Source organism: Sphingosinicella sp. SM1-17 (genome assembly GCF_056821765.1).
On record NZ_JBPDIO010000001.1, the window covers coordinates 1,024,876 to 1,039,879 of the forward strand.

Annotated in this window: 18 protein-coding genes; 10 read left to right on the forward strand and 8 right to left on the reverse strand. The window is 64.2% G+C overall.

All coding sequences use genetic code 11. The features are described 5' to 3' along the window. Positions 1–53: 53 nt before the first annotated feature. Positions 54–1,871 carry an ABCB family ABC transporter ATP-binding protein/permease gene (locus ACRYLT_RS05190; protein ID WP_482663041.1) on the reverse strand — a complete coding sequence of 606 codons (1,818 nt, stop codon included), beginning with the start codon at positions 1,869–1,871 and terminating at the stop codon, positions 54–56. Positions 1,872–1,973: 102 nt separating this feature from the next. Here ACRYLT_RS05190 and ACRYLT_RS05195 point away from each other — a divergent pair, with 102 nt between their 5' ends. Beyond that, the gene (locus ACRYLT_RS05195) at positions 1,974–2,261 is read left to right on the forward strand and encodes a hypothetical protein (RefSeq protein ID WP_482663042.1); all 288 of its coding nucleotides are present in this window, start codon (positions 1,974–1,976) and stop codon (positions 2,259–2,261) included. Between the two features lie 27 nt (positions 2,262–2,288). On the opposite strand, the gene ACRYLT_RS05200 is transcribed toward ACRYLT_RS05195, so the two are convergent. After that, positions 2,289–4,397 carry a TonB-dependent receptor plug domain-containing protein gene (locus tag ACRYLT_RS05200; protein ID WP_482663043.1) on the reverse strand — a complete coding sequence of 703 codons (2,109 nt, stop codon included), beginning with the start codon at positions 4,395–4,397 and terminating at the stop codon, positions 2,289–2,291. A gap of 163 nt (positions 4,398–4,560) precedes the next feature. Between ACRYLT_RS05200 and ACRYLT_RS05205 the strand changes: the two genes are divergently transcribed. The 5 genes from ACRYLT_RS05205 to ACRYLT_RS05225 all read left to right on the forward strand — a co-directional run bounded on the left by ACRYLT_RS05205 (position 4,561) and on the right by ACRYLT_RS05225 (position 7,535). Beyond that, entirely contained in the window at positions 4,561–5,418 is an 858-nt protein-coding gene (locus tag ACRYLT_RS05205) for an SDR family oxidoreductase (RefSeq protein ID WP_482663044.1), read from the forward strand. Between the two features lie 58 nt (positions 5,419–5,476). After that, positions 5,477–5,899 (forward strand): hypothetical protein, encoded by a 423-nt coding sequence (locus tag ACRYLT_RS05210; RefSeq protein WP_482663045.1) that lies wholly within the window; start codon positions 5,477–5,479, stop codon positions 5,897–5,899. After that, the gene (locus ACRYLT_RS05215) at positions 5,892–6,260 is read left to right on the forward strand and encodes an Mpo1-like protein (protein WP_482663046.1); all 369 of its coding nucleotides are present in this window, start codon (positions 5,892–5,894) and stop codon (positions 6,258–6,260) included. Before ACRYLT_RS05210 ends, ACRYLT_RS05215 begins: the two co-directional genes overlap by 8 nt. Next, a complete protein-coding gene (locus ACRYLT_RS05220; protein ID WP_482663047.1) occupies positions 6,241–6,987 on the forward strand; it encodes a Crp/Fnr family transcriptional regulator in 747 nt (248 codons plus the stop codon). Before ACRYLT_RS05215 ends, ACRYLT_RS05220 begins: the two co-directional genes overlap by 20 nt. A gap of 359 nt (positions 6,988–7,346) precedes the next feature. Then, positions 7,347–7,535: a PspC domain-containing protein gene (locus ACRYLT_RS05225; protein ID WP_482663048.1), complete on the forward strand. Its 189-nt coding sequence runs from the start codon at positions 7,347–7,349 to the stop codon at positions 7,533–7,535. Here ACRYLT_RS05225 and ACRYLT_RS05230 read toward each other — a convergent pair. From ACRYLT_RS05230 to chrA, 3 genes are all read right to left on the reverse strand, one after another. After that, positions 7,532–7,675: a hypothetical protein gene (locus tag ACRYLT_RS05230; RefSeq protein ID WP_482663049.1), complete on the reverse strand. Its 144-nt coding sequence runs from the start codon at positions 7,673–7,675 to the stop codon at positions 7,532–7,534. The two genes, ACRYLT_RS05225 and ACRYLT_RS05230, sit on opposite strands and share 4 nt — an antisense overlap. After that, complete coding sequence (locus ACRYLT_RS05235) at positions 7,672–7,914, reverse strand: hypothetical protein (RefSeq protein WP_482663050.1); 243 nt, start codon at positions 7,912–7,914, stop codon at positions 7,672–7,674. The genes ACRYLT_RS05230 and ACRYLT_RS05235 overlap by 4 nt, the downstream gene beginning before the upstream one ends. A gap of 68 nt (positions 7,915–7,982) precedes the next feature. After that, the gene (chrA, locus tag ACRYLT_RS05240; protein ID WP_482663051.1) at positions 7,983–9,347 is read right to left on the reverse strand and encodes a chromate efflux transporter; all 1,365 of its coding nucleotides are present in this window, start codon (positions 9,345–9,347) and stop codon (positions 7,983–7,985) included. A 462-nt stretch (positions 9,348–9,809) separates the two neighbouring features. On the opposite strand from chrA, the gene ACRYLT_RS05245 reads away from it, so the two are divergent. The 3 genes from ACRYLT_RS05245 (at position 9,810) to ACRYLT_RS05255 (ending at position 12,622) form a co-directional block, all read left to right on the forward strand. Next, a complete protein-coding gene (locus ACRYLT_RS05245) occupies positions 9,810–11,111 on the forward strand; it encodes a UDP-glucose dehydrogenase family protein (protein WP_482663052.1) in 1,302 nt (433 codons plus the stop codon). Further along, the gene (locus ACRYLT_RS05250; RefSeq protein ID WP_482663053.1) at positions 11,112–12,095 is read left to right on the forward strand and encodes an NAD-dependent epimerase/dehydratase family protein; all 984 of its coding nucleotides are present in this window, start codon (positions 11,112–11,114) and stop codon (positions 12,093–12,095) included. A gap of 89 nt (positions 12,096–12,184) precedes the next feature. Next, a complete protein-coding gene (locus ACRYLT_RS05255) occupies positions 12,185–12,622 on the forward strand; it encodes an ExbD/TolR family protein (RefSeq protein WP_482663054.1) in 438 nt (145 codons plus the stop codon). 17 nt (positions 12,623–12,639) lie between these two features. On the opposite strand, the gene ACRYLT_RS05260 is transcribed toward ACRYLT_RS05255, so the two are convergent. Both ACRYLT_RS05260 and ACRYLT_RS05265 read right to left on the reverse strand, forming a co-directional pair. Next, positions 12,640–12,999 carry a hypothetical protein gene (locus ACRYLT_RS05260; protein WP_482663055.1) on the reverse strand — a complete coding sequence of 120 codons (360 nt, stop codon included), beginning with the start codon at positions 12,997–12,999 and terminating at the stop codon, positions 12,640–12,642. A 147-nt stretch (positions 13,000–13,146) separates the two neighbouring features. Beyond that, the gene (locus tag ACRYLT_RS05265) at positions 13,147–13,539 is read right to left on the reverse strand and encodes a hypothetical protein (protein ID WP_482663056.1); all 393 of its coding nucleotides are present in this window, start codon (positions 13,537–13,539) and stop codon (positions 13,147–13,149) included. Positions 13,540–13,591: 52 nt separating this feature from the next. Here ACRYLT_RS05265 and glpX point away from each other — a divergent pair, with 52 nt between their 5' ends. Beyond that, positions 13,592–14,572, forward strand: a complete 981-nt coding sequence (gene glpX, locus ACRYLT_RS05270) for a class II fructose-bisphosphatase (protein WP_482665399.1) — start codon at positions 13,592–13,594, stop codon at positions 14,570–14,572. A gap of 2 nt (positions 14,573–14,574) precedes the next feature. On the opposite strand, the gene ACRYLT_RS05275 is transcribed toward glpX, so the two are convergent. After that, on the reverse strand, positions 14,575–14,964 hold the full coding sequence (locus ACRYLT_RS05275; protein ID WP_482663057.1) for a hypothetical protein: 390 nt from the start codon (positions 14,962–14,964) through the stop codon (positions 14,575–14,577). Positions 14,965–15,004 lie beyond the last annotated feature (40 nt).

The window sequence follows — 15,004 nt, forward strand, 5'->3', positions numbered from 1 at the left end:
CGCCAACTCACGAATGGAGCAGGATGCTACCAGGATCGGCTAGCCGTCCCGATCTATTCGGCGGCCTGCGCTTCCTCGGCCTCGCGTTCGCTCTGCTGGCGAGCCCACATTTGCGCATACAATCCGTCTTTGCGCATCAGCCATGCGTGGGTGCCGCGCTCGGCGATCCGTCCGCCGTCGAGAACGACGATCTGATCGGCGTCGACGATCGTGGAAAGGCGGTGAGCGATGACGATGGTGGTGCGGCCGCGTTCGATCCTTCGCAGAGTATCCTGGATTGCCGCCTCGGTCCGGCTGTCGAGCGCGCTGGTCGCTTCGTCGAGGATCAGGATGGGTGGATCCTTGAGCAAGGTGCGGGCGATCGCGACCCGCTGCTTCTCGCCACCCGAAAGCTTCAATCCGCGCTCGCCAACGAGGCTCTCATAGCCGTTCGGCAGCTCCATGATGAAGTCGTGGATCGCGGCGCCTCGAGCGGCACCTTCGATTTCTCCCTGGCTGGCGTCCTCCTTGCCGTAGCCGATATTGTAGCCGATCGTGTCGTTGAACAGCACCGTGTCCTGCGGAACGATGCCCAGCGCCCGCCTCAGGCTCGCCTGACTGACCCGCGATATATCCTGTCCGTCGATGGTGATCCGCCCTGCCGTCGGCTCGTAGAAGCGGAACAGCAGGCGCGACAGGGTCGATTTGCCAGCGCCGGAGGGGCCGACGATGGCCGTCATCGTCCCCGGTTCGACCTCGAGGTCGATGCCCTTGAGGATCTCGCGTTCCTCTTCGTAGGCGAAGCGGACATTCTCGAAGCGTACCCGGCCCTCGCGGACCTCGAGATCCGGCGCGTTAGGCACGTCCCTGATTTCCGCGGGAGTGTCGATCACTCCGAACATCGCTTCCATGTCGATCAAACCCTGGCGGATCGTTCGATAAACCCAACCGAGCATGTCGAGCGGCCGGAAGAGCTGGGCAAGAAGAGTGTTCACCAGCACGACGTCGCCGGTGGAGAAAGCGCCGCGGCTCCAGCCCCACACCGTGTAGGCCATGGCTCCGCCCATCATCAGATTGGTGATCAGCGACTGGCCGATATTGAGCCAGGCGAGCGACGTTTCGTTGCGAACCGACGCGTTGGCGAAGGCCTGGGCGGCGTCGCCATAGCGCCGGGCTTCGCGTTCCTCCGCGCCGAAATATTTCACGGTCTCGTAATTGAGCAGGGAGTCGACGGCCCGTGCGATCGCCTGATTGTCGACATCGTTCATCTGCCGCTGGAGCTTCGCCCGCCACTCGGTCACCGCACGGGTGAACCAGATATAGGCGACGACCATCACGAGCGTCGCGACGACGAGCCCGACTCCGAACTTGACGCCGAAGATGACGCAGATGGCGGCGAGTTCGATCAGGGTCGGAGCGACGTTGAAGAGCAGGAAGTAGAGCATCATGTCGATGCTCTTGGTGCCGCGCTCGACGATCTTGGTCAGGGCGCCGGTCCGGCGCTCGAGATGGAAGCGAAGCGAAAGCGCATGAATGTGGCGGAAGACCCGCTCCGCGAGGCGCCGGGCGGCGTCCTGCCCGACCCGCTCGAAGATCGCGTTGCGAAGATTGTCGAAGAGCACTCCGCCGAAGCGCGCGCCAGCATAAGCGAGCACGAGTCCGATCGCCAGCGCGACTCCGGCCTCCATTCCGGCGGCCATCCTGTCGATGGCAGCGGCGTAGACGAAGCCGGTACTGAGCGAGATGGCTTTGGCGACCAGGACGAGCAGGACGGCGATAACCACCCGGGTCCGTAGCGCCGGCTGATCCTTCGGCCACAGATAGGGCAGGAAGCGCCGCAGCGCCCCCCAACCGGGATCGGCCGCCTTCTTGTCGGTCGTCTCTGCTGCCATCGACGCAAGATAGGGAGGAGGGGCGCCAAACCCAAGGAAACGGAGGCGGAACGGCTGGAACGCATCCCCGGCTCGGGCGCTTGATCTTCGGAAGGAGCGGGCATGGAACCCCTGATGTTTGTGATGGCGATCATGGGCTGCGGCGAGAGCGAGGCTCCTTGCCGGGAGGTCGCCGTCGTCGAAGCGCGCTATCAAAGTGAGGCCCAATGTCTCGCGGCCAGCGAAGACACGCTGTGGCGCTACGAGAACCTGTCCTTCCCCGCCGTGGTCGCGCAGTGCCGTCCTGCCGGTGCCCGGCCTCAGCTGCTCCGCGGCAGCGATGTCATGTTGCCGGAGCCCGGACCCGCGCGGCAGCCGCGCTTCGCCGAACGGAGCGATCGCCGACGCTGATTGGCGCCCGCTGCGGCAAAGGTTCCGCTAGATCGTCCCTGATAGGGTGAGGCTGAAGATCGGCCCGTAATATCGGTCGCGCTCTTCGATGAAGAGCACGTTGCTGTTGGTGGCGTCGCGCCGGCCATCGAAGAAGGTTCGGATGAAGCTTTCGTTCGTGTCCAGCAGGTTGTCCACGCTCGCGCGGACGGTGAGGCCCAGCACGTCCTTGTTCTCGATGAACAGGCCGAGGCTCCCCGGCGTGTTGACGAAGCGGAACCGCTGGTCGAGGCGGTAACCTGCGGACTCGCGATCCTGGCTGAAGCTGCCGCCATAGGCCCAGTCGCTCCCTGGAACGTCATGCCTGAAGTCGATCCGTATCTCGCGAGTCATGTTCTCGTTGATGGGCCGCCTTCGACCGGTGAGCGGATCTTCAAGCGCGGTCTTCTGGACCTGCAGGTTGAGATCGAGCTTGGCGCCGCGCCAGCCGAGAGGGTCGAAATTCAATGTGCTCGTCCATTGAGCGCCATAGATCGTCGCCGTGCCTGGAAGATTACCGGGCGACTGGCCGCTCGCTCCGATCGGGATGATGTCGACGATGTCCTCGATCAGGCGGCCGTAGATCCGAGCGGTCGCGGTTCCCCAGGCACCGAGATTGCGTGTCGCCTGCAGCTGGGCGTTCCAGCTCTGAGGCGGCACGAGATTGGCGTTGCCGGCATTCTGGGTGCCACCGCTGACATTCGCCGAGGCGACGAAGTCGAAGAAGTTCAGCTGTTCGACCACCCGCTCGAGCCGAGCGCTGACATCGAGCCCCGGCTGAGGGCGCCAGGCAAAGCTCACGAAGCCCTTGGGCCGGTAGAAGGTTCGGTTGAGTCCGCTCGCCCCCGACTGGCTGAGTTCGGAAAATTCGCCACCGATCGAGGCTTGCACGGTGAGCTCGGGCGAGAGCGGTCGGCCCCAGGTGATCGCGGCTTCAGCTCTCTTCTCCTCGACCGTGGCTTGGGAGTTGGGGAAGGGGACGGGCTCGAACTCTCCGGCCGGGTCGAGTTCGAACAGGGCGTTGACAATGTCGAGCCGGTTCAGCGCACCCTCCACGCTGACCTGCCAGTCATTGCGTCCGCCTCGCCAGCGATATTCACTGCGAAGGATCGACTCGGTCTCGTCCGCAACCTGAGTGAAGCGCTGGCCGAACGTGGGCCGATCGTCCGCAAACGTCTCGGTCAGATTCTGGCTGTAGGGGCTGTGCTCGAACCGGTGCAGACCGATCAGCTTCAATCGCCCGCCGCCCAGGCCAAGTTCGTAATCGCCGCCAAACTCGTAATTGTGCTCGCGCTCGCGCTCGCGGAAGATGCGGAGGCGCTCCGGTCCGGAACGGGGCGAGGTTTCCTGAGCGTCCAGATGATAGATGCCGACGGCGGCATTGAGATTGAGCAGCGAGCCATCTCCGAACGGGCGACGGAGCGTTCCGGCGATTCGCGGCTGATCGCCTTTGACCGACAGTATTTCGTCGCGGACGTCGAGGATCGTTCCGTCGGGCGTGTAGACATATTCCGGGCCCGCATTGCCGTTGCGGAAAGAGTCGTTGCGCAGGCTGACGCTATATTCCGTCCGGCCGATCGATCCGCTCACCGAGATTTCGCCGTTGAGCAGCCGGGGCGAGGTCCGACGAGCGCGGATCTCCGGGCGATAGACGAAGTTGCCGGACAGGCCTCGGGCAGCCGTGACGATATTGGCCACCTGCCCCGAAAGCCCCGAAATGTTGAGCGTGGCGCCGTCGACGACGTCGATCCGGACCACGTTGGCCGCGCTGATCCTGCGAAGCTCGGTGAAAATGTCGGTCGATTTTCCCACCCAGCGCTCGCCGTTGATCAGGACGTTGCCGGTCGCCTGACCGAGACCGCGGCGATCGGTATCTCCCTCCTCGATCGAGAAGCCGGGAACATTGTTGAGCATGTCGAGGGCGTTGCGAGGCGCGAACCGGGCAAAGTCGGCCGGAAGATAGGTCCGGCCGCCCTGCACGCTGGCGGCCTCGGTCGCCACCGGGGGCGGCGCTTCCCCAATGTCGGGAGCTTCCTGGGCAAGGACAGGCGTCGTCGAAGAAAGCCATGCGACCCAGACGAGGTCACGGCCGCGTAACCGGTACCAGCGTCGACTCACCCGATCCTCCCGTTCATTCCCTGTCCCCCCTGCACTATCCGTGGCGTTTATGCACGTTCGTCAGCTTGCGGAGCCTTTGCGGTGATCCTTCGGCTGGTGCACCGGAACGGGGTTTCGATGAAGAGGTTCTCTGCTTCGACCGCAGTCAGAAGGAGAGAGACGGATGTCGGAGACCGAAACGCTCGGAATGATCCACGAGGACGAGCTCCCCGGACATGAAAGTCAGCTTGAGCCGAAGCCCGACTGGCAGCCTTTCTATCCCGGCTCGGGGCGTCTCAAGGACAAGGTCGCGATAATCACCGGCGCGGACAGCGGGATCGGTCGGGCCGTCGCCGCCTTGTTTGCTCGGGAAGGCGCGGACATAGCGATCCTCTACCTTTGCGAGCATGACGATGCCGCCAAGACCAGGCAGATCGTCGAGCAGGAAGGCGGCCGCGCGATCACGATTGCCGGCGACCTTGGCGACAAGGCTTTCTGCGAGCGCGCAGTGCGGCAGACCCTGGAGGCGTTCGGGCGCATCGACATCCTCGTCAACAATGCCGGCGAGCAGCATTGGGACGAGGACATCACCGACATCAGCGAAGAGCAGCTGAAGCGCACCTTTCAGACCAATGTCTTTGGAATGTTCTTCCTCACTCAGGCGGCGAGACCGCATCTCAAGGCGGGCGCCTCGATCATCAACTGCACGTCGGTGACCACCTATAAGGGCGCCGAAATCCTCCTCGACTACAGCTCCACCAAAGGGGCGATCGTCGCCTTCACCTACAGCCTGTCCGAGAATCTGGTGAAGGAGGGCATAAGGGTGAACGCCGTGGCGCCGGGGCCGATCTGGACTCCACTCAATCCGTTTGGCGGCCAGCCAAAGGAGAAAATGGAGGACTTCGGAAAGGACACGCCGATGGGCCGTCCGGGCCAGCCGAACGAAGTCGCGCCCAGCTTCCTTTTCCTGGCCTGCGAGGATTCGCGCTACATGTCCGGGCAGGTACTTCACCCGAACGGCGGAACCATTGTCGGCAGCTAGCCCTTCTGATCGCCGCTCATCACTGCTATAGTTCCCCGCTTCTTGAGGGGGATTGAACGTGAGAGCGCTTCTGGGTCTGGTCGCCGGCATCGTCGCCGGAATCGTCGCGATGATGGTGGTCGGCTGGATCGGCGGAATGCTTTTCTCGGTCCGGAGCCCGGCAGGGGCGGCGGGAAGCGAGGCGTTCGTTGCCGCGCTGGGCACCGCCCCCGTGGCTACTCAGGTGACCATCCTCCTGTCGTGGTTCGCCGCGGCACTGGCCGGCGCTGCGACGGCCAAGGCGATCTCGCGCGTCTCCTGGCCGGGATGGGTCATTGCCGTCCTGCTTGCTCTGATGCTGGCCGGAACCCTTCTGATCCCGCTCCCTGGCTGGATGCAGGCGCTCGCCATCGTCGGGCCGCTGGCGGGCGGGCTGCTTGCTGACATGCTGATCAAGGGCCGCCCCGCGGTCGAGGAGGTCGAGACCGGCGTCGATGCGTGAGCCCCGCCCCATTCGCACCTTTGCCGAGTTCTGGCCCTATTATCTGCGCGAGCATTCGCGGCCGCGGACGAGAGCGCTTCACTATGCCGGCACCACTCTGGTGGTGGGGATTGCGCTGGTTGCGATCGTCACCGGGCGCTGGTGGCTGCTCTGGGCCTTACCCCTCGCCGGCTACGGCTTCGCCTGGGCGGCGCACGCAATCGTCGAGCGCAATCGTCCCGCCACCTTCACCTATCCGCTCTGGTCCTTGGCCGCCGACTTCAAGATGTGGGGGTTCTGGATCACTGGGCGGCTTCGCCCTGAACTTCGGCGGGCGGGCGTAAGCGACGGGCCCGGCCAGGATGATCCGCGTGGGGGGTGACGAGGATCTCGTTGGAAGGCTTCTCCTGAGACTGAGGCGCAGAGACGACGTCAGCGCTCATGAGGAAGAGGTGCTTCGAAGCGCCGTCAGCGAGGTCCACTTCTATCCGGCCGGGAGGACGATCGTTCGCTCCGGGCAGGAGCTCGACCGAAGCATGCTGCTGATCGACGGCTTCATCGCCCGCTTCAAGGATCTCAGCGATGGTCAGCGACAGATCATGGAGATTCATGTTCCCGGCGATTTCAGCGACCTGCATGGATTCCCCCTGAAGCGGCTCGATCACGACGTCGGCGCACTCACCGACGTGAGGATGGGCTTCGTGCCGCACGGCCTGCTCAAGCGGATCAGCGAGGAAGAGCCGCACCTGACCCGAATCCTTTGGCTTTCGACGCTGATGGACTCGGCAATCCAACGTGAGCGCATCTTGTCGGTCGGACGCCGGGCAGCCCGAAGCCGGATCGCGCACCTGCTTTGTGAACTCTACATCCGACTAGAGACGGTCGGCCTCGCCGCCGACGGCGCCTACGATCTCCCACTCACCCAGACGGACCTGGGTGACGCGACCGGCCTCACCTCGGTCCACGTCAATCGGATGCTTCGCGAACTGCGCGAAGAAGGATTGCTTACCTTCCGCGGGGGGCGGGTCCTCATTCATCAGTGGGAACCGCTCAAGCGCGTGGCCGAGTTCGACCCGGCCTACCTTCACCTGGAGCGTCGCCCACGTTGACTGTCCGGATCCGCGCAACTGCCCGGATTCGTGCACCAGGAGTTGGGAATTTTCACCGATAATCGGCGAACGTGTTCATCCGGGAGAAAGGTCCAACGGCGAGATTTGGCTGATTTCGGCCATTTTCTCCGGCTGGCACGAAGTCTGCAATTCCTTGAGCATGACCGTTCGGAAGGTCCGGCGGCCAAGTTCAGGGAGATACGAAATGACACTTTCTTACGCCAACATGCAGCGGATCGCAGTTTCCATCGTCGGCGCGCTGGTCACCAGCAGCCTGTTCATTTCCGCGGCCGTTGGGCCGGTCCCCGTCATCTGAGCGGGGCCGGCTTCAGATTTAAATCAATTGGGGACAAGATACGATGAACAGCCCTTACGCCCTCGACAGGAACAATCGCAAAGTGTTCGGCGTCTGCGCCGGGCTGGCGCGAAGCACCGGTTGGGACCCACTTCTGATCCGCCTCGGCGCGGTATTGCTGACCCTCTTCGTCCTGGGCCCGCTGGCGCTTCTGCTCTACCTCGTCATCGCAATGGTCGCGGAGGGTCGTTAAAGGGTCAGCGGCAGGAAGAGCCCAAGGATGGCAAGCGCGAACGCGATCGCGGACACGATCAGCGCAACCCGAGCGATCTGCGACGCTCGCCTCGCTTCGACGATCGCTTCGTCCTGCTTCGGTTCCCCTTCGCCGTTCAAGCGGGCAGCGGCCGCGCAACCAGTTCCGCGCTCACCATCGAGCCATTGCGAGTCGCCGGCGACGGCGGAGCCACGCCCCGTTCTTCATAGGCGGCGAGCTCGCGTCCGAGCGCCCGGCGGGCTTCCTCACGCGCTTCTTCGTCATCGCGGCCCAGGGCCGTCACGCCCGGCAGATCGGGGAAGGTGGCAATGACCAGGCCGTCATAGCGGGTGACGAGCCTAACCGCATAGCTGACCATCCTCAGCCCTCCTCAAGCAGCGCGACTCCCGCGCTGCCGAATCAACTTCCGACGACTCGAAGTCAGAGTCAATGAATCGGAGCCGAAACGAGCCAAAGAAGCGTTCCGGCGAGACCGCAACCTGCGAGAACAGGTATAGTCCCGATCCTGAAACGGAACACGGCGACCAATGCGGCTGAAGTCAGAACAGCTGCATAGATGTTCAAGCTGGCAAGGTCGGGCAGATCGACACTCGCCCAGGCGAACCGCTTCTCCTCAACCTGGTCGAACAAGACGTGCATGGCGAACCAGAGCGCGAGGTTGAGGATGACGCCGACGACTGCGGCGGTGATGGCCGTCAATGCTCCGGAAAGGGCGCGGTGACCGCGAAGCCGCTCGCTGAACGGGGCACCGACGAAGATCCACAGGAAAGACGGGACGAACACGACCCATGTCGTCAGAATGCCGCCCAGAGTGCCCGCGAGAAGCGGGTCCAGTCCCTGTGCAGCCCGGGCGGCGCCAAGGAATCCGACAAACTGGGTGACCATGATCAGCGGTCCCGGAGTCGTCTCGGCCAGGCCCAGTCCGTCGAGCATTTCCCCGGGCCTCAACCAGCCATAGGTTTCGACCGCCTGTTGGGCGACATAAGCCAGCACCGCATAGGCGCCTCCGAATGTGACCACCGCGAGGCCTGAGAAGAACAAGGCGATCTGGGTGAAGACGTTGCCCCGGCCGAGAGTGGCAAGAAGCAGGAGGAGGGGCGCAAGCCACAGGAACAGCAGGACCATTCCCCGGCCCAGACTGCTTCGCCAGCGGATACGGGCATGGATCGGCAGATCTCCGCCGAGCGCCGTTTCGCTTTCCAGCACTTCCGACGCCGCTTCGCCGCGCCCCCCTGCGGACGCGAAAGCCGGCCGCCCCGAGCGGCCGCCAAGATAGCCGATCAGTGCGGCCGCGAAAACGATCAGCGGGAAGGGCAAGTCGAAGGCGAATATCGCCACGAAGGCGGCCGCCGCGAGCGCGAAGAGGGTTCGATTCCCCAGCGCCCGCCGGCCGATCCGTCGCAGAGCCTCGAGCATGATCGTGAGCACGGCCGCCTTGAGGCCCAGGAACAAGGCTTCGACGGGGCCGACACTTCCGTAAAGGAAGTACAGCCAGCTGAGTCCCATGATCGCGACGAAGCCGGGAAGCACGAAGAGCAATCCAGCGACCATCCCGCCGCGAACCCCGTGCAGGAGCCACCCGATATAGGTTGCGAGCTGCTGCGCCTCCGGTCCCGGAAGCAGCATGCAGAAGTTCAGCGCGTGAAGGAATCGACGATCATCGATCCATTTCTTCTCCTCGACAAGGATCCGGTGCATCACGGCGATCTGTCCCGCCGGGCCGCCAAAACTCAACAGCGCTATGCGCCACCATGTACGCACGGCTTCGCCGAAACTGGGGTGCTGGGACATGGATCTATCTGCGCCGCTTTGCCGTTCGAAGCCAAGCCCGATGAACGGAAGATAAAAGGCTTGTTCAGGACATGCACAGACGCTCTGCCGCAGAGGGGGAGCGACCCCGGCGGGCTTAGATTTGCCGGGGCTCGTGTAAACGGGCCTGGACTGAGCGGCGGTCCTGATCGAGCCCCGAGTTCGATAGCCGGTTACCCTTAGGTTGCGTATCGAGGGAGGGTCGGTGCCTGGTCGGCACCGACCCTGTGCCGGTACGACCCTCCTTCATCGAGGCCGGACGCTTCTTGACGGTCCCGCGAAGGCTGCAAGCCTCAACCTTCCTCGCGATTCTCCTCCGCCACGCGCTCAACTCGTCGCTTACAGCTCAAGCTGGACAGGGGGCAGCGAGATGATAAGGCCCGCTCCGGAACCGTGCCGGAGCTGACGCGGTTTCCCGCTCGGGGTGGCACTTTGAGGTGATCGATGCGCGTGACGATGATTGGGTCAGGCTATGTCGGCCTGGTCTCCGGGGCCTGTTTTGCCGATTTCGGCCATCAGGTGATCTGCGTCGACAAGGACGAAAGGAAAATCGACGCCCTTCTCCAGGGGCGGATGCCGATCTACGAGCCGGGCCTGGACCAGCTCGTCAAGGGCAATGTGGCGGCGGGGAGGCTCCGCTTCACGACCGGACTGGCTGATGCCGTCAAGGGCGCGGACGCGGTTTTCATCGCCGTCGGAACGCCGTCACGTCGCGGCGACGGCCATGCCGATCTTTCCTATGTCTATGCGGCAGCACGAGAAATCGGTGAGAATCTCGACGGCTACACCGTGGTTGTCACCAAGTCGACGGTTCCGGTCGGCACCGGCGACGAAGTCGAGCGGATCATCCGCGAGGCGAATCCCGACGCGGAATTTTCCGTCGTCTCCAATCCGGAGTTTCTCCGGGAGGGCGCGGCCATCGCCGACTTCAAGCGACCGGACCGGATCGTCATTGGGTCGGAGGAGCCGCGAGCGACGGAAGTGATGCGCGCCATCTATCGTCCGCTCTACCTTAACGCTTCGCCGATCGTGGTCATGTCGCGTCGAGGAGCAGAGCTCACCAAATATGCCGGCAACGCCTTTCTCGCGACGAAGATTACCTTCATCAACGAGATTGCCGATCTTTGCGAACGGGTCGGAGCGGACGTCCAGGACGTCGCTCGCGGGATTGGTCTCGACAACCGGATCGGGCCGAAATTCCTTCACGCCGGACCGGGCTATGGCGGCTCCTGTTTCCCGAAGGATACTCTGGCTCTGCTGAAGACCAGCCAGGACTATGACGCTCCGCAGCGAATCGTCGAAGCGGTGGTCGCGGTGAACGACAACCGCAAGCGGGCCATGGGGCGCAAAGTCGTCCAGGCGATGGGAGGAGATGTTCGCGGCAAGACGGTGGCGATCCTCGGCCTCACCTTCAAGCCGAACACGGACGACATGCGCGACAGTCCCGCAATCTCCATCATCCGCACCCTTCAGGATGCCGGCGCCGCAATCCGCGCCTACGACCCGGAAGGTGTCGAGCAGGCCAAGGAAGTGCTCGAAGAGGTGACCTATTGCGAGTCGCCCTATGAGGCGGTGGAGCAGGCGGACGCGGTCGCGCTGGTTACGGAATGGGACGAGTTCCGAGCGCTGGATCTGAAGCGGATCAAGGCGCTTCTGCGACAGCCGATTCTCGTGGACCTGCGCAACGTCTACCCGCGCGCCGAGGCGGAGGCGGCGGGTCTGACCTATACCGGCGTTGGTCGCTGAATGGGGGCGCCGATACTGGTCACGGGCGCAGCAGGCTTCATCGGCCATGCTGTCTCGCACCGTCTTCTCGATCGCGGAGAGGCGGTGGTCGGAATCGACAATCTGAACGACTATTACGATCCGGCTCTGAAATCGGCCCGCTTGGCCGCGCTTCGCCAAAGGGGCGGATTCGAGTTCCGAAAGATCGACATTGCCGACTCGCAACAGGTCTTGGAGCTGGTCCGGGAGAACGGGGTGGATCGAGTCATCCACTTGGCCGCTCAGGCCGGGGTTCGATACAGCCTGGAAAATCCCTTCGCTTATGAGCGGTCCAATCTGGCCGGCCATCTGGCTGTTCTGGAAGCCTGTCGCCATGCCGATCGGCTCCAGCACCTCGTCTACGCTTCCTCGAGTTCCGTCTATGGTGACAAGCCGCTCGGTGACGCGGGGTTCAGCGAGGATGAGCCCGCCATCGCCCCCGTTTCGCTTTATGCCGCCACCAAGCGCAGCTGCGAACTGATGAGCGAGACCTATTCGAAACTTTTCGCAGTCCCGCAGACCGGTCTTCGATTCTTCACTGTCTATGGGCCCTGGGGACGGCCCGACATGGCCTATTTCAGCTTCACCCGGAAGATACTGGCAGGGGAAGCGATCGAAGTGTTTGGCGAGGGCAGACTGGCGCGCGACTTCACGTATGTCGACGATATCGTCGATGGCGTGATCGGGACCCTCGATCGTCCGCCGCCCGCCGGCGAGCATCGACTGCTCAACATCGGCGACAGTCGCCCGGTCGGTCTGCTGGACATGATTTCGACGCTAGAGCATGCGCTTGGGCGGACGGCGATCAAGGTGATGCGACCGATGCAGCCCGGGGACGTCACGGCCACCTTCGCTGACATCGGTCGGATCCGGGCTCTGACGGGATATGAGCCGAAAGTGATGCTGGAAGAGGGGATCGCCCGGTTCGTGCGTTGGTATCGGGAGTACCACAAGGAGATGGTCTAGGGCTGCAGGCAGGGCTGATCACAAAAAGCTGTCGGCGAGCGAGGCGATGATATAATATCAATCCGTCAGACCGCCAACGGAGAATGGACATGTCTGCACGGCTCTACCTTCCACCACCCGCCGACGAGGCCGAACCGATCTCGGTCATCAACACGACACCGCTGATCGACCTGATGCTCGTCCTTCTCATCATGTTCATCCTGTCGGTTCCGGTGACGACCCATCAGGTGCCGCTTGATCTTCCGCGCACCGCTCCCGAGCCGATCGAAAGGCGGGAGTTCCACCGGCTCGCGCTCGACGCTGAGGGGCACATCCACTGGAACGGTCGACGGATCTCAGACTCCGATCTCGCGCCGCGGCTTGCGGCGCTCGCGTCGGATCCTGCTGAACCCGAACTTCACATCATCGCCCATCCGGAGACCCGCTACGAGCGCGTGGACCAGACGCTCGCCGCGATCGGCCGGGCCGGCGTAACCCGGCTCGGCTTCGTGGGCAATGAGAGGTTCTCAGCGTCCCTAGATCGCTGAGCCGGCCACCCCGGGGATTACCAGCGCAGACGCCAGCGATAGCCGTCCCAGAAATAGCGATCGCGGTCGTAGCGGCTGTAGTGCCGGCGATCGTCGCGCCAATCCCGGCGGAAATCCCGCCTCGCCTCGCGCAGGTCACGGCGGCAGTCGCGCAACTCGCGACGATATTCCCAGCGCGAATCCGCGCGGCGAAGGTCACGCCGGCACTCACGTTGGGCTCGACGGACGTCACGCCGATAGTCGCGATAGTCGGCGCGACGGTCACGATAATCGCGAGAGTCGCGATAGTCGCGCCAGGTCTGGGCGTCGGCCTGGCTGGCGGGGAGCGCCGGCACGGCGAGGAAGCCGAGCGCGGCGGCGGCAAGCAGTTTGCGCATGTTCACTCTCCTACGGTCCGCACGTCGGACCGGAGTGGAAACGATCCCGGCTTTCACGGTGTTGCATGAACCGGAAACTACCTGTTGTTCATCAGAGGTTTACTATTCCGGCGAGCGCAAGCGCTTCCTCGATCGACGGCGGTCGCGTCAGTCGTCGGTCAGGGCCCTCGCCACGGCGCGCGCCACCGTGGCGGCGATGCCGATCACGTTCAGTCCCTGGCTGCACTGGGGATTCGGGCCCACCGTCGTGCAGCGACTGGTGTCGATCCCGAGTGCGGCGCGCTGCTCGCCGCCGGCTGCGTTCACCGACCGGCCCGGGTCGCGGCCCGGCGCAAGCGGAAGACGGTGCCGGTCCTCGCCGCGCGATCCGCACACGACGATCTCCTCGTCGCTGGCCGCCGGCGGGCAGTCGATCCGCATCGTCTGGCGAAGCTGGGTACGCTGCGCCCGGATCAGCGCCTCCGCGTCACGATCCTGACCGGCGGCGGGCATGGGAACGAGGACCAGAAGCAGCAGCGGGGCCGTTCTCGACTTTGACATGACGCTCGCCTATCCGCTCCTCGAACGCACCCGCGAAAGGATGACACAGGCCATGGTGAATGCAAGCCACGTTCTCGACCGACTGCTCGTTCTGGAAATGGTGCGGGTCACGGAAGCTGCGGCGGTCGCAGCGTCGAAGCTGGTCGGACGCGGCGACGAGAAGGCGGCCGATCATGCCGCCGTGGAGGCGATGCGGGCGGCACTGAACGAGCTGGAATTCGACGGCACGATCGTCATCGGAGAGGGCGAACGCGACGAGGCGCCGATGCTCTATATCGGCGAAAAGGTCGGGGCGGCACAGGGCTCCGGACCGAAAATCGACATCGCCCTGGACCCGCTCGAAGGCACCACCATCACCGCCAAGGCCGGCTCCAACGCGCTCGCCGTTCTGGCGATCGCGGAGGAAGGCTGTCTGCTCAATGCGCCGGACGTCTACATGGACAAGCTGGCTGTCGGCCCGGGCTATCCCGAAGGCGTGATCGACCTCGCCCGCTCGCCTTCCGAGAATGTCCGCTCGATTGCACAGGCCAAGGGCGTCGATCCCAGCGAAATCATTGCCTGCGTCCTCGACCGGCCACGTCACGCGTCGCTGATCGCCGAGCTTCGTTCCCTCGGTTGCGGCATCAATCTGATTCCGGACGGGGATGTCGCCGGGGTGATCGCTGTCACCAACCCGGAAACCACGATCGACGTCTATATGGGCCAGGGCGGGGCGCCGGAAGGCGTGCTCGCCGCGGCGGCGCTACGCTGCGTGGGCGGCCAGTTCCAGGGGCGGCTCGTCTTTCGCAACGACGATGAGCGCGCTCGCGCCGCCAAATGGGGAGTCACCGATCTGGACCGCATCTACCATCTCGAGGAACTCGCCCGGGGCGACGTGATCTTCGCCGCAACGGGCGTCACCGACGGCACCCTGCTGAAGGGCGTGAAGCGGCGCAGGAATTCGATCGCCACCGAAAGCGTCGTGATGCGCGCCAGCACCGGCACCGTCCGTTGGGTCCGAGGCGAACACCGCCGCGAGCCCGGAAGCCACTGAGTTCAGCGAACCAGCACGGCCAGCGATAGCTCGCGTCCATCGCTTCCGGCGAAGCTCAACTCCGCCTCTTCGCCTTCGATGACGGTCATTGCCGGCGAAGCGACCAGCGCCCAGCCGCTGCCTGAACGGTAAAGGCTCGATCGGATGACGAAAGGCTCGGCGCCTTGCTTGCCTTCGGCCGCCCGATCCATTCGAAGCCGAAAGGCGTAGCTTCCGGCACTCACCGCCGCAGGCCGTCCGACCTCCACCCAGACGGTCGGGGCGGCGACGAGGCGTCCCCCTTCGCGAAGCTCGATCTGGAGTTCGCGAGCATCCCGCTCGGCGGATGACTGGGCGGCGGCGGCGCCTGCGGCAAGCAGCGTCAGGGACAAGGCGGAAGCGAAACGTATCATGGGCACATTCCTCCGGTCGCGATACGGCAGAATGGAGGAT